The organism is Allohahella sp. A8 (assembly GCF_047946665.1).
Taxonomy (GTDB): domain Bacteria; phylum Pseudomonadota; class Gammaproteobacteria; order Pseudomonadales; family Oleiphilaceae; genus Allohahella.
In genome coordinates this window covers 2367251-2387630 of sequence record NZ_CP172312.1, presented here as the reverse complement: position 1 = coordinate 2387630, position 20380 = coordinate 2367251, and the positions used below count along the sequence as shown (strand labels likewise).

General features: G+C 57.2%; 24 protein-coding genes. 13 read left to right on the top strand and 11 right to left on the bottom strand.

Annotation, left to right across the window (positions count from 1 at the left end):
• Nucleotides 1-31: 31 nt before the first annotated feature.
• Nucleotides 32-589 (top strand): cytochrome b, encoded by a 558-nt coding sequence (locus ACH3PB_RS10720; protein WP_416394690.1) that lies wholly within the window; start codon nucleotides 32-34, stop codon nucleotides 587-589.
• Between the two features lie 86 nt (nucleotides 590-675).
• Nucleotides 676-1275 carry a YceI family protein gene (locus ACH3PB_RS10715; RefSeq protein ID WP_416394689.1) on the top strand — a complete coding sequence of 200 codons (600 nt, stop codon included), beginning with the start codon at nucleotides 676-678 and terminating at the stop codon, nucleotides 1273-1275.
• 80 nt (nucleotides 1276-1355) lie between these two features.
• On the opposite strand, the gene ACH3PB_RS10710 is transcribed toward ACH3PB_RS10715, so the two are convergent.
• The 5 genes from ACH3PB_RS10710 to ACH3PB_RS10690 form a co-directional block, all read right to left on the bottom strand.
• Nucleotides 1356-2297 (bottom strand): hypothetical protein, encoded by a 942-nt coding sequence (locus tag ACH3PB_RS10710; protein WP_416394688.1) that lies wholly within the window; start codon nucleotides 2295-2297, stop codon nucleotides 1356-1358.
• A 186-nt stretch (nucleotides 2298-2483) separates the two neighbouring features.
• Nucleotides 2484-2684: a hypothetical protein gene (locus tag ACH3PB_RS10705; protein WP_416394686.1), complete on the bottom strand. Its 201-nt coding sequence runs from the start codon at nucleotides 2682-2684 to the stop codon at nucleotides 2484-2486.
• Between the two features lie 349 nt (nucleotides 2685-3033).
• Nucleotides 3034-3318 carry a DUF1244 domain-containing protein gene (locus ACH3PB_RS10700; RefSeq protein ID WP_416394685.1) on the bottom strand — a complete coding sequence of 95 codons (285 nt, stop codon included), beginning with the start codon at nucleotides 3316-3318 and terminating at the stop codon, nucleotides 3034-3036.
• A 126-nt stretch (nucleotides 3319-3444) separates the two neighbouring features.
• Nucleotides 3445-3732 (bottom strand): EscU/YscU/HrcU family type III secretion system export apparatus switch protein, encoded by a 288-nt coding sequence (locus ACH3PB_RS10695; RefSeq protein WP_416394683.1) that lies wholly within the window; start codon nucleotides 3730-3732, stop codon nucleotides 3445-3447.
• Between the two features lie 2 nt (nucleotides 3733-3734).
• A complete protein-coding gene (locus ACH3PB_RS10690; RefSeq protein WP_416394681.1) occupies nucleotides 3735-5645 on the bottom strand; it encodes a flagellar hook-length control protein FliK in 1911 nt (636 codons plus the stop codon).
• A gap of 166 nt (nucleotides 5646-5811) precedes the next feature.
• On the opposite strand from ACH3PB_RS10690, the gene ccmA reads away from it, so the two are divergent.
• From ccmA to ccmI, 9 genes are read left to right on the top strand one after another with little or no spacing between them, the layout of a single operon-like run.
• Nucleotides 5812-6501 (top strand): heme ABC exporter ATP-binding protein CcmA, encoded by a 690-nt coding sequence (gene ccmA, locus ACH3PB_RS10685; protein ID WP_416394679.1) that lies wholly within the window; start codon nucleotides 5812-5814, stop codon nucleotides 6499-6501.
• Nucleotides 6498-7169, top strand: a complete 672-nt coding sequence (gene ccmB, locus ACH3PB_RS10680) for a heme exporter protein CcmB (protein WP_416394677.1) — start codon at nucleotides 6498-6500, stop codon at nucleotides 7167-7169. The genes ccmA and ccmB overlap by 4 nt, the downstream gene beginning before the upstream one ends.
• A gap of 28 nt (nucleotides 7170-7197) precedes the next feature.
• Complete coding sequence (locus ACH3PB_RS10675) at nucleotides 7198-7989, top strand: heme ABC transporter permease (RefSeq protein WP_416394675.1); 792 nt, start codon at nucleotides 7198-7200, stop codon at nucleotides 7987-7989.
• Nucleotides 7986-8243: a heme exporter protein CcmD gene (gene ccmD, locus ACH3PB_RS10670; protein WP_416394673.1), complete on the top strand. Its 258-nt coding sequence runs from the start codon at nucleotides 7986-7988 to the stop codon at nucleotides 8241-8243. The genes ACH3PB_RS10675 and ccmD overlap by 4 nt, the downstream gene beginning before the upstream one ends.
• A 51-nt stretch (nucleotides 8244-8294) precedes the next feature.
• Nucleotides 8295-8756, top strand: coding sequence for a cytochrome c maturation protein CcmE (gene ccmE, locus ACH3PB_RS10665; protein ID WP_416394671.1), 462 nt, complete (start codon nucleotides 8295-8297; stop codon nucleotides 8754-8756).
• Entirely contained in the window at nucleotides 8753-10855 is a 2103-nt protein-coding gene (locus ACH3PB_RS10660) for a heme lyase CcmF/NrfE family subunit (protein WP_416394669.1), read from the top strand. Before ccmE ends, ACH3PB_RS10660 begins: the two co-directional genes overlap by 4 nt.
• Before the next feature lie 3 nt (nucleotides 10856-10858).
• On the top strand, nucleotides 10859-11395 hold the full coding sequence (locus tag ACH3PB_RS10655) for a DsbE family thiol:disulfide interchange protein (RefSeq protein ID WP_416394667.1): 537 nt from the start codon (nucleotides 10859-10861) through the stop codon (nucleotides 11393-11395).
• The gene (locus tag ACH3PB_RS10650) at nucleotides 11392-11889 is read left to right on the top strand and encodes a cytochrome c-type biogenesis protein (protein WP_416394665.1); all 498 of its coding nucleotides are present in this window, start codon (nucleotides 11392-11394) and stop codon (nucleotides 11887-11889) included. The genes ACH3PB_RS10655 and ACH3PB_RS10650 overlap by 4 nt, the downstream gene beginning before the upstream one ends.
• Nucleotides 11889-13199, top strand: coding sequence for a c-type cytochrome biogenesis protein CcmI (ccmI, locus tag ACH3PB_RS10645; RefSeq protein WP_416394663.1), 1311 nt, complete (start codon nucleotides 11889-11891; stop codon nucleotides 13197-13199). Before ACH3PB_RS10650 ends, ccmI begins: the two co-directional genes overlap by 1 nt.
• Nucleotides 13200-13252: 53 nt before the next feature.
• Here ccmI and ACH3PB_RS10640 read toward each other — a convergent pair whose 3' ends face one another.
• The 5 genes from ACH3PB_RS10640 to ACH3PB_RS10620 form a co-directional block, all read right to left on the bottom strand.
• Nucleotides 13253-13771 (bottom strand): DUF1499 domain-containing protein, encoded by a 519-nt coding sequence (locus tag ACH3PB_RS10640; RefSeq protein WP_416394661.1) that lies wholly within the window; start codon nucleotides 13769-13771, stop codon nucleotides 13253-13255.
• A gap of 31 nt (nucleotides 13772-13802) precedes the next feature.
• On the bottom strand, nucleotides 13803-14558 hold the full coding sequence (locus ACH3PB_RS10635) for a YciK family oxidoreductase (RefSeq protein ID WP_416394659.1): 756 nt from the start codon (nucleotides 14556-14558) through the stop codon (nucleotides 13803-13805).
• 24 nt (nucleotides 14559-14582) lie between these two features.
• The gene (locus ACH3PB_RS10630; protein WP_416394657.1) at nucleotides 14583-15293 is read right to left on the bottom strand and encodes an HAD family hydrolase; all 711 of its coding nucleotides are present in this window, start codon (nucleotides 15291-15293) and stop codon (nucleotides 14583-14585) included.
• Nucleotides 15286-15990, bottom strand: a complete 705-nt coding sequence (gene ubiG / locus ACH3PB_RS10625) for a bifunctional 2-polyprenyl-6-hydroxyphenol methylase/3-demethylubiquinol 3-O-methyltransferase UbiG (protein ID WP_416399445.1) — start codon at nucleotides 15988-15990, stop codon at nucleotides 15286-15288. The genes ACH3PB_RS10630 and ubiG overlap by 8 nt, the downstream gene beginning before the upstream one ends.
• A gap of 163 nt (nucleotides 15991-16153) precedes the next feature.
• Complete coding sequence (locus ACH3PB_RS10620) at nucleotides 16154-17590, bottom strand: TRZ/ATZ family hydrolase (RefSeq protein WP_416394655.1); 1437 nt, start codon at nucleotides 17588-17590, stop codon at nucleotides 16154-16156.
• A 106-nt stretch (nucleotides 17591-17696) separates the two neighbouring features.
• Here ACH3PB_RS10620 and mtnA point away from each other — a divergent pair, with 106 nt between their 5' ends.
• Nucleotides 17697-18833: an S-methyl-5-thioribose-1-phosphate isomerase gene (mtnA, locus tag ACH3PB_RS10615; RefSeq protein ID WP_416394653.1), complete on the top strand. Its 1137-nt coding sequence runs from the start codon at nucleotides 17697-17699 to the stop codon at nucleotides 18831-18833.
• Nucleotides 18834-18887: 54 nt separating this feature from the next.
• A complete protein-coding gene (locus ACH3PB_RS10610) occupies nucleotides 18888-19874 on the top strand; it encodes an NADPH:quinone oxidoreductase family protein (RefSeq protein ID WP_416394652.1) in 987 nt (328 codons plus the stop codon).
• Between the two features lie 74 nt (nucleotides 19875-19948).
• Here the strand turns inward: ACH3PB_RS10610 and ACH3PB_RS10605 are convergent, their stop codons facing one another.
• On the bottom strand, nucleotides 19949-20230 hold the full coding sequence (locus ACH3PB_RS10605) for a hypothetical protein (RefSeq protein ID WP_416394651.1): 282 nt from the start codon (nucleotides 20228-20230) through the stop codon (nucleotides 19949-19951).
• Nucleotides 20231-20380 lie beyond the last annotated feature (150 nt).

The window sequence follows — 20380 nt, the reverse complement described above, 5'->3', positions numbered from 1 at the left end:
GGTCCCACTCGGGGTAAATCAGAGAGGCCGTATGCAGCTAAGAAACAGCGAACATGGCTACGGTCTCGTTGCAGTGACGCTTCACTGGCTTGTCGCTATCACAGTTTTCGCCATGTTCGGCCTCGGCCTTTACATGGTGGACCTCGATTATTATGACCCCTGGTACACCGACGCGCCGGATCTGCATCGAAGCGCTGGTGTGCTTCTATTCGTGCTGGTAATTCTCCGTCTGCTATGGCGCCTGGTCAATCAGCGCCCGGCGCCTTTGGCAGGTCATCGACAGTTTGAGCGTGTGGCAGCCGTCGTGGTGCATGGCTTCCTCTACCTGGACCTCTTCATCGTGATGGTTTCGGGCTATCTCATCTCCACGGCTGATGGCCGCGGCATTGAGGTCTTCGGTCTGTTCGAGGTCCCTGCCTTGCTGGCGGCAGAAAAGGGCAGGGAGGAACTGGCTGGTCTAGTGCATTGGTATGCTGCGCTGGCGTTGGTAGCCATGGCCGGCGTACATGCGGCGGCCGCCCTCAAACACCACTTTGTGGATCGCGACCAGACCCTGATGCGCATGCTGAAGGTCACTCCACCCAAATGAACTAAGCGTAATGATGTGACTTCTGCCTTTGTTTTACTGTTGAACCTCTTTCCATGGCTCAACGTGGCAAACAAGAGAGGTCATTCATGCTCGGATCAGGCTCGAAAATTCGCTCTGCCTTCCTCAGTGCTTCAATTCTCGCAGCGAGTGCGCTGGGTTCAGCGAGTGTTCAGGCTGCGGAATATCTCATCGACACCAAGGATGCCCACGCCTTCGTCCAATTCAAGATTCAGCATCTTGGCTACAGCTGGTTGCTTGGCCGATTCAATGATTTCTCAGGCACCTTCAATTTCGACGAGAAGAACCCGGAGAAGAGCTCGGTCAAGGTCGAAATTGACACGGCCAGTATTGATTCGAACCATGCCGAGCGGGACAAACACCTGCGCTCAGACGATTTTCTTGATGTTACCAAGTACCCCAAGGCAAGCTTCGTGAGCACCGACGTCAAGAAAACGGGCGATGAAACGGCCAAAATCACTGGCGACCTTACGCTGCGAGGTGTGACCAGGGAGATCGTGATCGATGCGACAAGAATTGGTGGTGGCGATGATCCATGGGGTGGTTACAGGCAGGGTTTTGAAGGTACTACGACCTTGAAGCTCGATGATTTCGGCGTACCGAAGGATCTTGGACCGGCTTCACAGACGGTCGATATATATCTCTCGATCGAAGGCATAAGACAGTAGGGCTGGCCCCGTAAACTAAAAAGCCCGCTGCAGGCACATGAATGTCTGCAGCAGGCCCTGTTGCTTCGACCAGCGGTCGATCAGGCCTTATCGGTATCCGCGTCGCCTGCCGTGTTTTGCTTCGCAGCTGCTGGCTTGGCGGCTGCAGTCTTCGATGCAGAGGTGCCGGTTCCGCCTGCAGTAGACCCCGTGGCAGACTTTGCCGAACTCTTGCCAGCCGTAGTGGCTTTGCCCGCGCTCGATTTAGAGCCCGCTGCAGGTTTCTTGGTCGTCGCCGCTTTCGGGCTATTGACTTTCTTGGCGGTTTTACCAGCTGGCTTCTTGCCGTCAGCCTTCACCGAGCCGGTTGATGCGCCTGGTGCGGCACTTTTCCCAGAGGCTGACTTGGCTGCGCCAGAAGCCTTTCCAGTCTTCTTGGCGGAAGCGCCTGTACTGGCGGAGGCAGCGGTAGAAGCCGGCTTGGCCTTGCTGGTCTTTGTAGTGGCTGACTTGCCTGCTGCGGCTTTGCCAGTGGTGGCTTTTGCTGCACTCGATTTGCCGGCAGCCGTCTTTGCTGCAGTGCCTTTGGTGGTGCTAGCCTTCTTCGAGCCAGCGCCAGATGCTGCACGCTTGGTGGTCGTCTTTGCTGCGGCGGAGCTGGTCGCGGACTTGGTGGTCGCAGTCGAATTCGCGGTTGCCTTGGATCTGGCTGGTGCTGGCAGTCTACGTTTCGCCTCGGCGCCAGACTTTCCTTTCAGCATGGGAATACGATCACGGATCTGCTCCTGGAGATCATTCAGTTCCTTGATGACGCGCTGGTACTCGTCTTGAACCTTCTTGAGTTCCTTGTCCTTGAGCTCGTCGAGATCACCGATCATCTTCAGCACAGGTTCCTTGATCTGCTTCTGCAGCTCTTCGGCCTGCTTATAGAAATCGTTTACAACGCTCTGCACTTGCTGAGTCGCTTTTCCGAGTTCTTTTGAGACGATTTCACTGATCTTGTCGATATTCTTTTTGACAACGCCTTTCTCGTTTTTAGCCATTTTTAGTGCTCCTGTACCCTTCGCCGGCTTGATTAAGAATATGCTCCTGTTTTGAGGCCCCTGACACAAAGCAGGCACAAACCAGCACACTCATGTGCAAGTGTAGAACAAAGTTCAGTAATTTCATTGGCGGCGCGACTTTTGTTAAAGCCACGCTATCACGAAGGGCGCTGATAGCCGCCTGAACTAGCGGTACGAAAACGAAGGTAGCATTGGCTCAGCCAGGTCTTTTCTCTGGCTCTCGTATTGCTCGAAACTCATCGCGCCTTCGTTAAAGCCGAGCGCGCATTCCAGCCGTCTGCTCTCCTGGCTGGGTATGTCGCTACGCATTTCAAGACAGCCGTACTGCATGGCGGCCGAGTAGGCGGTTTTTCTAAGTTCAGTCATGGAGCAACCCTGGACAAGCAGAATCACTGCAGTGCAGGTGACAAGCCGAGTGCGATGCATGCCGGCCGCCTGGCCAGCTGCAGCTAATCGAGTTGCCGAGCGAACGGGGAGGCGGAATAATTGCCGACCTGAAGAGCTTCTGTGAATCATTATTGAGCACTATTATTATAGAAAATGGATTAAGTAGTGTGTCGATCTCATTGATCGTTGGATTGAAGCATAGTAGAACTTTTCTTAAATGAGGTAAAAGTTCTAAATTTTTATTCTACGCACTAAATTCCAAATAGTTTGCTCAAGAGGAAATAGCATGCGGGCTGGAGTTTGCAGTCTCGAATCGCTGAAGCATCACTCAGGGTTTCTGGTACAGCGACTTCCACGCTTCATAAGGCATGCCGTAAACATGTTCACGAGCGGCATCCTTGTCGAGGTCGATACCTCGTTCGTCGGCTGCATTCGCCAGCCATTTGCTCAGGCAGTTCCTGCAGAAGCCCGCCAGATTCATCACATCGACATTCTGAACATCGGTCCTGCTCTGGAAGTGCGAAACCAGGCGATCAAATGCCGCGGCCTTTAGCGCCAGCTGGGTCTGCTCGTCAAGTTGTTCGAAGGCAGGCGTACTGTCTTTATTACTCATCAATGTGCTCCGGTCTGGTCGCAAACCGCACGTTCTACGGCGGAGACAACCTGGGAAGATTTTGATTTTGAGTGTACTACAGTCAGACGGCGGCTTTGTACCCGGCGCCATACAGAAAATCAGAGCTCAGTGCTCATCGTCAGGCGCTGTCTCGTCGAGTGGCTTCTTGCCTTGGATGATATAAGCGAAAGCGATAATTTCAGCAATCACACGGTAAAGCAGCTCTGGAATTTCGTCACCGAGCTCGAGCGTCGAGAGGGACTGCACGAGCGCCGCGTTTTCATAAAGAGGCACGCCATGCTCCCGCGCGATTCGCATGATCTCTTCTGCAACCTCACCCTCACCCTTTGCACTGAGTTTTGGCGCTGCCTTACCGTCGTAGAATAATGCGATAGCGGATTTCGGTGTGCTCATATTCAGATTCTCTCATTCAGGATCTGCTTGCGAACGCCCTCTCTGGCTGGGGGGGCGTCTCCAACCTGCAGGCTCAGTTCGCCGACGGTCAGTCCCCATCGAATGAGTTCCTGCCGGAGCTGCGGCAGATGCGTGGCGATAATACCGGCTTCTTTCTCGCTGCCGGTCCAGAATGCTGCAGACACCGTGCCTTCGGTATACCGAACGTGCGTCTTCAACGAGGTGATGCGTTCGGACTTATCGAAATTGAAGTCGAGCACGATACGGTAACCATAACGCGCTTCTTCGGGGCCGTCGCCCTGTCTTCCTGGGCCTGGATAACGCTCCATGAGTACGGTCACCATCTCAGCCTGATGATGCAGGAACGGCAGGTCGAGCACGAGTGTCTGGCTACCCGGTAGCTCGGCCTCGGCCTGCTGGCTGCCCTGGATCGAAGTCAGCTGATTGGTTTGCACCCGCGCCAGCAATCTGGCGAGATGCTTGAGAATCTCGCCCGTGTCGCGGTCGCTGTCATCCTTGCTGATATTCCGCGCTGCACGCGAGATCATTGACGCGGCAGCCTGTTCCTGGGCATCAGGGGAGAGGCTGGCAAGGCGAGTGGGGGTTTCAAGTGTCTTGAGAATTTCAGCTCGCAGCACCCTGATAAGCTGCGCAGCTGTCTGCGGTGCTGCGGGTCCCCCTGCAGCAGTGGCCTGGCTTTCCCGACTATCGGCGCCTGCAACATTGCCAGCCTGCAGTTTCAACACGAGCCCCAGGGCCTCTATAACGGCACTCTTGAGGTCGCTGGGCGGTAGACTGGGCAATGCCCCAGCCGCTGTGGGACTGGAGCTCGATGGTGTGGTCGGCAGCCGAGAAGCGACGCTGTTACGGGCGTTTGTAAGCAAAGCATCGGTCTGCATACGTGCATCTGTCGTGTTCGTCACTGTCTTGCCTGTTTCGCCAGCGAAGGCCTGTTTCAACGCAGAGGCAAGGTTGCGGAAGGGATTTGCGGGGCTGGCTGAGGTCGATGCTGGCTTGCTCTCCTGCGGTGAAGCGGAGGCTGCACTCAGTGTCGCGGCGAGCCGGTTTTCCATGAACACACCAGCGGTCTGCATGTGCTTCTGAAGAAAACCCTCTGTGCGCACTGCTGAAACAGGCGGCGGTGCCAGCATGCCAAGCGCCTTGTCGAGCTTCGCATGCAGGGCTGTGGCTACGGGTTCGGCAGCTGTAGCAGATTTTGCGCCGCTTGCAGGACTCGCTGTAGTGCCGGCCAGGTCTAAAATTGCCCGCAGGCTCGCTCGGGAGTCCGCCTGTAGCGGCATCCACTTCGCCAATGATTGTTGCTGGCTCTGGAGTGTCACCGCCGCCCGGCTGTCAGCTGATGTCGGAAGTGCAGTGGCCGACAGTAGCTCAAGCCGTCCGCCGCTGATGCGGAGTTGAAGAAATGGCTGTGCACTCACAGCCTGTTTGAGACCTTGGAGCCCTGATGTGTCACTGGCTGCTGTCGTCGGTGTTCGGCCTGCAGACCTGCTATGGTCAGAGAGCGCTGCAGCAAGCTGCGTCGCCGTGATGGTGGTAGTCAGCACTGCGCCTTCGCGAGGTGCAGTGCCTGGCAAAGGCTGGCTGGTGAGTTGCAAGCGCAGCGCGAGTAGAGCGGCCTGCTGGTTTCGCAGCTGCATACTCTGCTGCAACTGCAGATCGGCAGCCGTGACTGAGACGACCCTGGCTTCAAGCCGCGTACCGTCGGGCAGGCGCTGCACGTCATCGATCGTGGAAGAGGCTGAGACCGATTTGCTCTCACGAAGCCCGCCGGTCTCGGCGGATGATTTCGCGGCATCTGTCGAACGCCCCGCATCCCCGGTCGCGCCAGCATTGCGTCGTGAGCTGGTATAGCCGCCGCCCGGCGGGCTGCCAATATTATTGTCTATGCTCATGGTCGACAGTCATGCACTGTTCTCGTTCGCGGTGGGCTTCACAAAATGGACGCTGCAAAAGATGCATGTGTTCATGCTAGAGTAGCGCATCCGTAAGCCCCTTGCCGACACTCACACCGTTGAGGGGTATCATATCTGCCGTTAAATCAATGATGAGTGAGGGCTTTTGGCCGCTAAAGTCAGTCTCCTGAGCGCACGCGGCCTTGGTTGCGAACGGAATGATCGTCTGCTGTATACAGGGCTCGACTTCCAGTTGAGGGCGGGCGAGATCTGCCAGCTTCGCGGTGCCAACGGCGCCGGCAAGACCACCTTATTGAAAAGCCTGGCTGGTCTTACCCCATTACAGTCAGGTCGGCTGGTAGTCGAGCTGGGCGGTACAGCGGCGAAAGCGCCGCTGGAGATCGGCACCGAAGGCGGCTCGGTCAACTGGTCCCAAAATGGTCTCGAATGTTGCTTCATTGGTCATCGCAGTGGTGTGAAAGCCCTGTTGACGCCACTGGAGAACCTGCTTTTCTGGTATCGCCTCAATTACGTCGATAGGCGGTCTGATGCCGAACTTGCTGATGAACTGCGCCTAGCGCTCGAGTGGGCCGGTCTTTCTCACAGTATAGATACTCAGTGTGCCTTCCTCTCGGCAGGGCAGCAGCGTAGGGCAGCGCTCGCCCGTCTCGCCCTCACGCAGGCCGCCGTCTGTCTTCTCGATGAACCCTTCACGGCTATTGATGCCGACGGGGCCGTTCTACTCGAGCGTAGACTCGAGGCAATGGCTGCTGCGGGACAGATCATCCTGCTGACTTCACACCATGTGCCTGATGTTGCCGGTCTGCGGCTGCTCGAGCTGGGGCAGAAGGCGTGAGTACGCTCATGGCTGTGATCCGTCATGACATGAAGCTCGCGCTCCGGCGGCCTGCCGATTTCGTCAATGCCCTTGCATTCTTTGTGATTGCCCTGACCCTGTTCCCGCTCGGTGTAAGTCCTGAAGACAGTTTTCTGGTGCCTGCCGCTGCAGGACTCATATGGGTGGCTGCGCTTCTGGCGACACTGCTTTCGCTGAATCAACTGTTCGAGAGTGATGCAGTGGATGGTACACTGGAGCAATTGCTGGTCTCAGGTCAGCCCTTATTTGCCATAGCGCTGTGCAAGGTCGCGGTGCACTGGGTTGTCACCGGACTGCCGGTCATTCTCATGACGCCCCTGCTGGCCGTCATGCTGCAGCTGCCAGCGGACCTGCTGCCAGTGCTGCTGCTATCCATGCTGCTCGGCACGCCTGTGCTCAGCCTCATTGGTGGCATTGGCAGTGCGCTGACCCTGGGGCTGCGGGGTGCACATATCATCACCAGCCTGATCGTGCTGCCGATGTACGTGCCTGTTCTGTTGTTCGCAACGGGCGCAGTGCTCTCTGCCCAGGCCGGTGTGTCTTACGATGGCCAAATGGCAGTACTGGGCGCTCTGCTGGCACTCGCGCTGGCGCTGGCACCTTTCGCTATTGCCGCTGCACTGCGCATCAGTGTGAGTCAGAACTGATGCGCACCTGTCTCTGGAATGGAACACGATGACGGCTATATTCAAAACTTGGTTTCACCGCTGGGGTTCGCCCAAATGGTTTTACGACCGTGGTCGGCGCTGGCAGCAGATCTTTACTTTCGTCGCGCTGGTGATGGTGCCGCTCGGTGTGTTGTGGGGTTTGGCATTTGCGCCAGTGGATTACCAGCAGGGACATAGCTATCGAATCATCTATCTGCACGTACCGGCGGCCTTCGTCGCGCAGTCCTGCTATATCATGATGGCTGTGGCTGGTGTGGTCAGTCTCGTCTGGAAAATGAAGGTGGCAGATGTCGTGCTGATCTCGGCCGCGCCAATCGGACTTTCATTCTGTTTTATAGCCTTGTTTACCGGCGCTGTATGGGGCAAGCCGACCTGGGGTACCTGGTGGATCTGGGACGCGCGGCTGACATCGATGCTCATATTGCTCTTTCTCTATATCGGGATACTCGCCCTCTATTCGGCCATCGAGGATCTTGCCGCAGCCGGGCGGGCGTGTGCGCTGCTCGCGATTGTCGGCGTCGTGAACATTCCCATTATCAAGTACTCGGTAGACTGGTGGAACACACTGCACCAGCCTGCCAGCTTGAAACTTACCGAGAGACCCAGCATGCCTGCCGAGATGTGGGTGCCGCTGCTGGTTTGTATTATTGGTTTTTATGCGCTGTTTCTCGCCCTGGTTTTCTTACGAACGCGTAACGAGATTATACGCCGTGAACGACGTACCCTTTGGGTGCGATCGCTTGTATCTGGCACAGTCGTGCCCGATTCGGCTATCCCAGGATCTGGAGCGCAGCCATGACGTTTGCCTTCGACAGCCTGGAAGCCTTCTTCGCAATGGGCAAGCACGGGTTCTACGTCTGGCTTGCCTATGGCGTTGGTTTTGCCGTTATTCTCATCAACATCCTGTTGGCGAAACGCCAGCGAGATCAGGCCTTCGAGCAGGTTCGACGCCTCGTCAGGCTGGAAAATCCGTCCGCAGCCGCGCCAGCCTCGGCAAGCCGTGACACGCGCCAGAAAAGCCCGGACGATATCGAGAGTAGCGGAATGTCCTGACGCCTGGCGTCAATAGCCGTGCATGACCCAAAGTCAGAGGTTGCAGTAGTCATGAATCCAAAACGCAAACAGCGTCTGATGGCCGTAGGCCTGATCGTCTTCGGTGTATCGAGTTCAGTTGGTCTCGCTGCGTACGCGCTGCGCAGCAACATCGATCTTTTCTTTAACCCGAGCCAGATTGCTACCGGTGAAGCGCCGCTGGCCAAGCGCATCCGCATCGGCGGGATGGTCGTTGAGGATAGCGTCCAGCGCGATCCAGAGTCCTTGGAGGTCCAGTTCGCACTCACCGACTACAAGAATACCGTGACCGTCTCGTACACTGGTATACTTCCAGACTTGTTCAAAGAAGGGCAGGGGATCGTGACCTCAGGGGAGCTGAACGGTGCAGGTGTGTTCGAAGCTACCGAAGTACTGGCAAAGCACGACGAAAATTACATGCCCCCCAATGTACAGCGCGCACTGGATGCAGCCCACCAGTCAGGCGACGCGCCTGCAGCAGCTGACCCTCTGTGATTCCTGAAGCCGGCCATTTCGCCCTCATCCTGGCACTTTGTGTGTCAGCCTTGCTATCTGTCGTGCCGATTGCAGGTACCTATCTCCGGGTACCATTGTGGCAGCAGAGTGCAAGGCCACTTGCGGTGGTGAACGGCGCCCTGCTGCTGTTGTCGTTTGCAGCACTGACCCACGCCTTCCTCACAGATGACTTCTCGGTCGTCTATACGGCCTCGCACTCCAATTCCCTGATGCCCTGGTATTTCAAGCTCAGTGCGGTGTGGGGTGGGCACGAGGGTTCGCTACTGCTCTGGGTTCTCATACTTTCGTTCTGGACAGCTGCTGTGGCTCTCCTCAGCAGACAACTACCGCTCGAGCTGAAAGCGCGGGTACTTTCGGTCCTCGGCATGATCAATGTGGGATTCCTGCTGTTTATCCTGCTGACCAGTAATCCCTTCGAGCGTTATCTGCCGACGTCGCCAACAGATGGAGCCGACCTGAATCCACTGCTTCAGGACTTCGGTCTGATCGTGCATCCGCCTTTACTCTATATGGGCTATGTGGGCTTTTCGGTCGCCTTTGCCTTTGCAATCGCCGCACTGCTTGGAGGAAGGCTCGATGCGACGTGGGCGCGCTGGTCCAGACCCTGGACGACGGTGGCCTGGGCCTTCCTTACCATGGGCATTGCGCTCGGCAGTTGGTGGGCTTATTACGAACTCGGCTGGGGAGGCTGGTGGTTCTGGGATCCGGTGGAGAATGCCTCCTTCATGCCCTGGCTCGCTGGCACGGCACTGATGCACTCGCTGGCTGCCACGGAAAAGCGTGGTGTATTCAAGAGCTGGACGGTACTGCTTGCGATATTCACCTTCTCACTCTGTCTGCTGGGCACCTTCCTCGTGCGCTCAGGCATACTCACGTCAGTACACGCGTTTGCCAACGATCCTGAGCGCGGGCGTTTCGTGCTGATGATGCTTGGTGTGGTCATCGGCGGCTCCTTACTGCTTTATGCACTGCGGGCCCCGGTCATCAGGAGTCGCGTGCACTTTACCGAAACCAGTCGGGAAAGTTTTCTGCTGGCCAACAACATCATCTTGTTCGTGGCCTCGCTCACGGTGCTGGGCGGAACGCTATTTCCGCTTGCTGCCGAGTTCTACGACTACGAAGTGTCTGTAGGCGCCCCGTACTTCAATCTGATGTTTGCCTTCCTGACACCGCTGCTGGCTATCGCGCTGGGCTTCGGTGCCCGCAGCCGATGGAAGACGACCAGCTCAGCCCGTCTGTTGGACAAGACAGCCATTCATCTGGCGGTCTCGCTTGCGGCGGCCATCCTGATACCCTGGCTGTATGGCGAGTTTTACTTTCTTGCAATGGTCGGGGTCTTCATTGCCTTCTGGGTAACCTGCGCCACCGTGAGCGATGTTCTGGAAAAGGCGCGCAGCAAGAAGGGCCTCTGGCGGGGATGGCAGCAGACCTCGCGCAGTTATAAAGGCATGGTTTTCGGTCACTTTGGCTTTGCTGTAATGATCATGGGGGCGGCTGTGGTTTCCCACTACACCGTAGAGCGCAACGTCAGGCTCGCCCCTGGAGAAGCGGCCGTTTTTGCTGATTATCTCGTGGTTTTCGATGATATGAATAAAGTACGCGGCGCCAATTACGTGAGTGATGCGGCTCGCTTCAGTGTTTATGATGCGCCGGAAGACACGACCGCGCTGGCAGGCCTTTCACCGTCTGCCGTCCGCGAAAAACTGGCTGCTAACGGTGAGGCACCACTATTTCAGCTGTTGCCGGAAAAACGCCGTTATGTCGTCTCGAGTTCTCTCATGACTGAAGCGGGGATCGATCCTGGTTTGTTCCGGGATATCTATATCTCTCTCGGTGAGCCGCTTGGATCAGGAGAGCTCACACAGGCCTGGGCTGTCCGTCTTCAGTACAAGCCGCTGGTCAGATGGCTCTGGTTGGGCGCGATATTCATGGCACTGGGCGGCGGGCTTGCCGTCAGTGATCGCCGCTACCGGATAAAGATCCGTCAGCGTCTGGATCGGACTACTGTCGAGTCCGAGGCCTCAGCAGATATCGATTCCGGCGAGCCGGTACGTGCAGCCCCTCGAAGTGGAGCCTGATTGTTGAGAAGACGCATTTTACTGTTCATCCCCTTACTGGTTTTCATTGTTCTCATCCTTCTTTTCAATGCCCAGATGGATACTGATCCTACCAAGCTCGAGATGGCGCGAGCTGGCCAGCCGGTGCCGGAGTTCAGCCTGGAAGCATTGGACTCGCCAGATCGCTTGCTCACCAATGCTGACCTGCCCGCTCAGCCTTATCTCATTAATGTCTGGGCGACCTGGTGTCCAGCTTGTCGTGTCGAGCATCCTTACCTGCTGGATCTGAAGAAAAGGGGTGTGGAGATCATTGGCCTGGACTACAAGGATGAGCGCCCCAAGGCACAGGATTGGCTCAAGGAACTGGGCGATCCATACACGCTGGTGCTTTACGACAAGGCCGGTCGGCTCGGGCTTGATCTTGGCGTCTACGGCGCGCCCGAAACCTACGTGGTGGACAGCGAAGGTCTGCTCCGATACCGCCATATCGGCATCGTGAATGAGCGGGTATGGCAGGATGTGCTTCGTCCACAACTCATTGAAGCAGGTTGGAAACCGTGAGACAGCTGCTACCACTCTGTTTGCTGCTATCATGCCTGGGCCTTTCTGGGCTTCTGCAGGCAAATGTCTATGACTTCACTGATCCGGAGCTGGAGGCTCGCTTCGAAACGCTGATCTATGAGCTTCGATGTCCAAAGTGTCAGAACCAGAACATTGGCGATTCGAATTCGCCGCTGGCCAGTGATCTTCGGGACGAAGTGCAGCGTTTACTTGAAGACGGCTATAGCGATGAGGCAATTCACAATCATATGATCGATCGCTATGGCGAGTTCGTGCTCTACAAGCCTCAAGTCAACGAACGGACGGCCATCCTCTGGTTTGGCCCTGCGGCAGCGGTGCTTACGGCGCTGATCGGCCTGTTCTGGTGGCTCCGCCTCAAGGCTCGACGCGACAGCGTAACAGCTGATGCGACGCCTGCGGTCGACGACGAAAATACGCAGCGCCTGGCTGAACTGAAACGGCAGGCGGCAGATTATGAGGTACGTCGAGACTGATGCCTGCCCTTTGGATACTGTTTTTTCTTATCGCAGCCGGAACAGTCGCGGCACTGCTCGGGCCTGTTGTGGGCGCACGGCTTGCACGAGGGCGTCAGCAGGAAATCGTGCCCAATGAGGCACAATCAAATCTTGCCCTCTATTCAGACCGGAAAAAGGAGCTGGAAGCGGAGTACACCGCTGGCGTTATTGATGCTGATCAATATGCTCTGCTGCTGAAAGAGCTCGACTCGAGTCTGCTTCAGGATGATGCGGGCGACTCGGCTTTAATGGGCGCCAGGCCGGCCCGCTGGGCTGGGCCGACACTGACGGTACTAACATGTCTACTTCCTATTGTAGCAATAGCGCTATATCAGTTGCTTGGTAATGCTGAAGGCCTGAAACAGGCGCAGTGGCTGAGCGAGACCAGAGCGGCCATTTCTGCACAGCCAGGTAACGTGGAAGCGGCCGTGAAGACACTCAGAGACAGGCTTGAGGATGATCCTGATAACCCCGAAGGCTGGCTGCTTCTGGGGCGCACATTGACGGCGATGCAGGAGTACTCGGCTGCTGCGGAAAGCTATACACAACTCGTGAACGCCTTGCAGCGCACTGAGGATAATGACAGGCGATTGGCATCGGCCTGGGGCTTGAGAGCTGAGGCACTCTTTTTCCGTGATAACAGTCTTACCCAGGATGTCCAGCGAGCAGTGGACAAGGCACTGGCGAACGATCCAGCCGAGCTGAATGCGCTGAGCCTGCTGGGTATTGCCAGCTTTCAGGCAGGGAAGTATGAGCAGGCGGCAGAATACTGGGAGAGGATATTGGCGCTCGATCCAGAGGGTAAGGATGCCGCAGTATTACGCGACGGCATTGCGAGGGCGAAGCAGCTTGCCAGTGGCAAACCGTTACCGACTCAGAGTCCGTCGACTTCGCCTGCCGAAGTGGCAACGAAGGGCCCTAAGCTGGTGGTGAACACCAGCTTAGGGGAAGCGCTCGCCGAACAGTTCAGCGAAGCCGAGCTAAGCCAGATGACCCTGTTTGTGCTGGCGAAGGCGCCTGAAGGGCAGGGGCCGCCGATGCCGCTGGCCGTTGTAAAAGCCTCTGGCGCCGAGTTGCCAGCTGTCGTCACGCTGAGTGACGACAATGCAATGACGGATACCGCGAAACTGTCGATGTTTCCGCAGGTCGATGTTATTGCGAGGTTGTCCAGGTCCGGATCACCCATCGCTCAAGCCGGCGATCTCGAAGGCCGTTTGAGCGGCCATGATTTGGCACCCGGCGCCGAAACAGTCAAACTGATTATCGATAGGGTAATCGAACAGCCCTGAGTGGGGCTGCGGCGGCAGGCTGGTTTCTCGTCAACGCGTGTTAAGTCAGCCGATCAGTCAGGCGAGACACTATAGTTGCCGAGCGCTGCTCTGATTTCATCGATGCGTTCCCTGTTCACGCCGAGGTCGCTGTAGCCCATACGTGAAGCAGAGCGAACGTGAATCTGCTGAGCGTCAGGGACCAGCAGAAACTCGACGTCGTCCACAAAGCCGAACAGACTGCTTTTGTATTCCACCCTCATGTAGCCGTCGTTTTGCGACACAATGGTGGCGTTGTCAGTTTTATCGACCAGCGCCTGCAAGGCCTGCCAGTCCTCCTGCGGCTGCTTTACAGCGAGCGGCGCAATGTGATGGTCCGTATCATCTGCTGCTGCGAAGCTGTTCACGCAGTTGGGCTTGTCCGGGCATGGTTTAAGCCTGTCACCATCGACACCGAGATCAGTCGGTGGCGTGCCGCTACAGCCGCCGAGAATGGCGGCGAGGCCCAGTCCGCTGGCAACCGCGCCAACCTTGTTCCCAATTTTGCGTGCATTGCCGAGCGCCATGGGCGCGATTTTCCTTAGGTTAATCATACTGCATCCCTATTTTGTCGAGCTTATGAAATCAATGCTTGCCTGGGGCACCTTCGCGCGCAGAGAAGGTCTGGCCGCTAATGCCGCGACTATCTGCCCCCATGAGGTAGAGATAAACGGGCATGATATCTTCCGGAGTCGGCAGGGATTCAGGATCCTCGCCGGGAAAGGCGTTCGCTCGCATGGCTGTGCGTGTACCGCCAGGATTCAGGCTGTTGACACGTACTGCACTGCCCAGTTCTTCAGCCAGCACCTGCATCATGCCTTCCACGGCAAACTTGGAGATGCTGTAGGCGCCCCAATATGCACGACCCTTGCGGCCGACACTCGATGAGGTGAACACCAGTGAGCCGTCCTGTGACTGCTTCAGCAGAGGGATCAGTGCACGTGTCATGAGAAATTCGGCATGCACATTGACCTGCATAACCCGGTTGAAGCTATCAGGATCATACTGCTCAAGCGGTGTCAGCTGGCCGAGCACGCCAGCGTTATGCAGCAAACCGTCGAGACGACCGAAAGTATCTTCGATGGCCACCGCGAGCTGGTCGTAATCATTAGTAAGCGCACTCTCTAGATTGACCGGGAAGATGGCCGGCTTGGCACCGCCCGCCGCCTCAATTTCGTCGTAGACAGACTCAAGCTTGCTGATCGTGCGACCTACCAGGATGACACTTGCACCGTGACGCGCATAGGTCAGCGCCGCGGTACGGCCAATACCGGAACCTGCACCGGTCACAAGGATGACCCGCTCTTTCAGAAGATCACTGGGTGCCTGATAACTAAACATGGTGGGGGTTCCTTTTAATCATAATCAATGAGCGGCTCCGGTGGTGCGAGGCAATGCCTCCAGGTAGCCAAGTAACTCGTCAGGGGCATGGATGCAGAGATCGGCGTTCCAGGCCGAAGGATCTTCTCCCGCATCCACGTAGCCGTAAGCCGTAGCAATCGTGAACATGCCTGCCGCATTGCCAGCCTGGATATCTCTCACATGGTCACCGAGATACCAACAGGCTGCCGGCTCGACGCCCAGTAGCTGGCAGGCCAGAAACAGCGGTTCAGGGTCCGGCTTGGTACGGCTGACGTCGTCAGGACAGACCAGCACCCCACAGTGCTGATCCAGAGACATTGCCTTGAGCAGTGCCTCCGCGTAGATGCGGGGCTTGTTGGTCACGATGCCCCACTTGATATCTCGACTTTCGATGCACTCGATTACCGCTTCGAGGCCTTCGAAAAGCTGACTGTCGACTCGGATATATTCAAGATACAGATCCAGCAGCTCCTGACGTTTTTCAGCATAGCTATCGTGGCTGTCGTCGATACCGAACGACAGACCGATCAGCGCTCTGGCGCCTGAAGATACCACCGGACGAACCTGTGAATAATCCAGTGGCGCCAGCTGATAGCGTTCGCGCTGCAGATTAACTACGCGGTGAAAATCGGGCGCAGTGTCGATAAGGCAGCCGTCAAGGTCGAACAGTACGGCCGCCGGAATTCGTTTCAGACGGACTGCTGTCTCAGTCATTTTCCGGCCTTTGCACATGCATCATATAATTGACGTCTACGTCCTTGCCCAGGCTGTACACTTTGGTAAGCGGGTTGTAGGTCATCCCGGTGAGTTCGCGAAGTTCGAGATCTGCAGCCCTGACCGCCTTGCCGAGCTCAGCGGGGGTGATGAATTTCTTCCACTCATGGGTGCCGCGCGGAAGCAGGCGAAGCACATATTCCGCCCCAACGATGGCGAAGAGAAATGATTTCGGGTTGCGGTTGATGGTGGAGAGGAACACATGCCCGCCCGGCTTGACCAGTTCTGCACAGGCCTTGACGATCGCAGCAGGGTCCGGCACATGTTCGAGCATTTCCAGGCAGGTCACAACGTCGAAGCTGCCCGCGTGCTCAGGCAGCATCGATTCGATGGTACGCTGTTGGTATTCGACCTCGACCCCACTTTCCAGACTGTGCAGGCGGGCGACCGAGAGTGGCGTTTCAGCCATGTCGATGCCGGTCACGTGTGCGCCCAATCTCGCCATGCCTTCACTCAGCAAGCCACCGCCGCAGCCCACATCGAGAACCTTCCGGCCCGGAAGTTCGGCTCGCTCGTTGATGTAATCGAGCCGAAGCGGGTTGATGTCGTGAAGTGGTTTGAATTCGCTCTGGGGGTCCCACCAGCGGTGCGCCAGTGCGTCGAACTTCGCGATCTCGGCACTATCTACATTGGCCATCCTGACCACCTGGTCCTGACCGCCAGCACTGTGTGCTGTCACGCTGCCATGTTCCTGTGAGCTACTCTGCTGAGTCATTATCCTGTCCTGAAGTCCCTAAAGAAGATATGCAAACCGAGATCGGTGGTGTCGGTGCCACGAGCCGGTCAATGGTCGATTTTGATCATCCCTTGCTGCCCGCGATGGTTTCCCGCCATTTACCGACTTCGGCCAGCAGACGATCAGTATCGATGCCGACAAGCAGACCCCGCTCCAGCTGTCGCCGACCGCCGACCCATACATCGCTGACATCACGGGAATTTACGCTGTAGGCAAGGTGCGAGACCAGATCATAGCAGGGTTGTGCCGATGGGTCTGTCAGCGTGATGGCGGTAAGATCGGCCGCCTTGCCAACCTCGATGCTGCCGCAACGGTCGGCCAGGCCCAGAGCTGTCGCGCCACCGAGCGTCGCCATGTTCAGCACCGCCGATGCCGAAACGGCCGCAGCATTGCCGCTTACGGCCTTGCCTATGAGGGCAGCCGTGCGCATCTCGAGCAGCAGGTCCAGATCGTTGTTGCTGGCCGCCCCATCGGTACCGATACCAACCACTACACCAGCATCGAGCAGCTTCTGCACGGGGCAGAATCCAGAGGCCAGCTTGAGGTTGGACTCTGGCGAGTGAATGACCTTGGCGTGGCTGGTCTGCAGCAGGCCGATATCGCTGTCGGTTAGTTGCGTCATATGCACGCATTGCGTGTTCTGTGTCAGGCAACCCAGCTCTGCCAGGCGCTGTATCGGGCGCTTGCCGTGAATCTTCAGTGACTCTTCCACTTCATGAGCGGTCTCATGAAGGTGGACCTGTATGTCGGCATCGAGTTCGTCCGCAAGTACGGCTATTCGTTTCAGCGGTTCATCCGATACCGTATAGGGCGCGTGGGGGCCGAAGGCGACCTTGACCAGCGCATCGTCGCGATAGTCGTCCAGCAGACGGGTACCCTTGCGCAGATATTCGTCGGCGTCGCTCGCCCAGACAGTTGGAAAATCGAGCACTGGAAATGCGATCTGCGTGCGCATATGCAGGCGCGTCACGACCTTGGCCGTGACTTCCGGAAAGTAGTACATGTCGGAAAAACAGGTCGTGCCGCTACGGAGCATCTCGGCAATAGCCAGCTCAACACCACAAGTAGCGAACTGCTCAGAAACATGTGCGGCTTCCGCAGGCCAGATATGCTCCTGAAGCCAGGTCATGAGATCGCGATCGTCGGCCAGTCCGCGGAATAAGGTCATTGCTGCGTGACCGTGAGCGTTCACCAGTCCTGGTATCAGCACATGATGGGGAAGTTCAGTCACCCGCGTTCCCGCATACTGCTGCCTGAGCTCTGCAGCATGTCCGACCGCGATGATGTCAGCACTGGCGACTGCAACTGCCTGCTCACTGAGCACCTGCGCTGTGCCGCCGGCCATGGTGATGAGCCAGCGCGGTACGATGAGCTCGGTCGCGGGCTGTGAATTTCGGTCCTTCATGGCCTGTCCGCTATCATCGAGGGCAGTCAGACCATGCTGGCCATGATCGGGCGGCGCCGTCGGTGATTCTGCGCGAGTGCTTGCTGTATACTCCATGTCTACTCGTATCCGGTATCTGCGGTGCGTTGTAACATTCACAGAAGTATACAGAAAATCATCCTGCCCGTACCCACTTAGCACCTGCCGGAGTAACTGCCAGATCATGACATCTTCATCACAAACGCCTGCCATATCCCCGGACGCAGTCACAGCCATTCGTTGGGACGATAAGGCCCTACACCTGCTCGACCAGCGCGCCTTGCCATTAAGGGAGCAATGGATCGTTTGCGATTCGGCAGCTGCCGTCGCAGATGCCATCCGGGCCATGGTCGTGCGTGGGGCACCGGCCATCGGCATCAGTGCAGCCTATGGCATGGTGCTGGCTGCCAGAGCTGCTGTCGGTGCGGGCAGTCCGCCTTGCAGTCAGGGCTCGATCCAGGCTGCCGTGAATGCGGCCAGCGAATTGCTGGCAGCGTCCAGACCCACTGCGGTAAACCTGTTCTGGGCGATCCGACGCATGAATCGCTGTCTCGAGGATCTGCTGCCCACGCTAGACGAAGGCAGCAGCGCTGCCGAGACGTTTATCAAGCGTTTCACCGAAGAAGCGGTGGCGATTCACGATGAAGATTTGCAGAACAATCTGCTCATGGCCCGACATGGCGCCGAGCTGATTGCTTCCACTGCCAAGGGCGGTCAGGCGCAGCCTATTGTGACCCATTGCAACACTGGCAGCCTGGCGACCGGTGGCCACGGTACAGCGCTCGGCGTGATTCGCAGCCTGCATGAGCAGCAGATGGTCGAGCTGGTCTACGTGGATGAAACGCGGCCCTGGATGCAGGGCGCGAGACTGACGAGCTGGGAGCTGCAACGCGAAGGTATACCGTGTGCGCTGATCGTCGACTCGGCTGCCGCATCGATGATGGCGCGATCAACAAAACCTGGCTGGGTCATCGTTGGTGCCGATCGTGTGGCTGCCAACGGCGATGTGGTCAATAAGATCGGCACCTATGGCCTTGCGGTCCAGGCGCGCTATCACGGATGGAAGTTCATGGTGGTGGCGCCAACGAGTACTTTCGATCCCGGTGTGGCGAATGGTTCAGAGATCGAAATCGAGGAGCGCCCGGGCAGTGAGATCATCGAGATCGCAGATCGCCGCTTCGCCGCCGACGGTGTGCGTTCGATCAATCCGGTCTTTGATGTGACACCGGCAGCACTGGTCGATTATCTCGTCAGCGAGCGTGGCGTCATCAGCAGGCCCCGGCGTGAAAGCATTGCCGAGCTGAAGCTTGGCGTCGATTGAGTGGCTGGCTTGGGGTAGACTCGGGCTACAAAAACACGAGGAGCATTGTGATTCATGAAAGCCGTTCTATGTAAGACGCTCGGACCTGCGAGCAATCTTGTTGTTGAAGAGACTGCCGATCCCAAGCTGAATCCCAAGGGTGTGTTGATAGAAGTCGCCGCGGCTGGGCTCAACTTTCCTGACACACTCATCATCGAAGGCAACTATCAGTTCAAGCCAACGCTGCCATTCAGCCCGGGTGGCGAGATCAGCGGTCGAGTACTGGAAGTGGGCGAGCAGGTGAAAGGCTTCAAGGCTGGCGATCGGGTGATGGCACTGACTGGCTGGGGTGGCTTTGCCGAGAAGGTCGTGGTGGGTGCAGCTAACATCGTGCCGACGCCGGAGAGCCTGGATGATTTGACCGCCGCAGGGTTCATGATGACCTACGGCACTTCCATGCATGCACTCAAGCAGCGTGCAGACGTCCAGGCTGGAGAGCGCGTGCTTGTGTTGGGTGCTGGCGGCGGGGTGGGGCTTGCTGCGGTGGAGATTGCAAAGGCCATGGGCGCTTACGTGATTGCTGCTGCCAGTAGTGACGAGAAACTTGAAGCAGCCAAGACCGCAGGTGCCGATCAGTTCATCAACTACGGTCGGGACGACTTCAAGGACGCACTCAAGGCGATATCCAAGAACGATCCGATAGACGTCGTTTACGATCCAGTAGGTGGTGACAAGACAGAAACCGCCCTCCGTTCACTGGGCTGGAACGGTCGTCATCTCGTGATCGGTTTCGCCAGCGGCGATATTGCGAAGGTTCCCGCAAATCTCACCCTGCTGAAAGGCTGCCAGCTCGTCGGCGTATTCTGGGGTGCGTTTGCGCAAAAGTTTCCTGAAGAAAATTTTGCCAACTTCAAGCAGTTGGGTGTATGGCTGAATGATGGCCAGCTCAAGCCGAAGGTGAACGAAATCTATGATTTCGCCGATGCGCCTAAAGCGATCGACAACATGGCTCAACGAAAATTGGTCGGGAAGGCTGTAGTCAGAGTGACGGCCAAGGCCTGAACTCAGGTCGGAGTTCCAGGCGCCGTATCAAGTGCTGAGCGCAAGCGCCTGGCTCAGGAGTAAGCGGGACGTCTTCAGCGCGCCCCGAAGGTGCTGGTCAGGATTCTGACTGGCTCCGATACAAAATCGGGATTGAACTTTTCGACCGACAGCCACTCCATATGTTCCCGCAGTGCAGCCCTTCGTGAAGTGTCTTCACCATTACTGACCACTTGAGTGGGAGGGGCGGGAAGGCCTCTATCGCTACCTGCGAGCGCTAGCAAGCCGATGAAGGCTGTGGCAAACATTGCTTTGTAGAACTGCGCGTTCTGACGTCGCACACTTTGATGTCGAATTGGTGTCGCTTGTGCCGGCACTCCGGTCTCCGTTTCTGGCATTCCATTGGAAGCGGCTAGTTTAGGCGCTTGTCCAAATCGGCGGTATCAGTAGTTGTAGCAGATATGCTCGCCTGCGGCAGACTTGCCAAGAGTGATGTAGACTTACTGACCAGATTGACTGGCGCCACC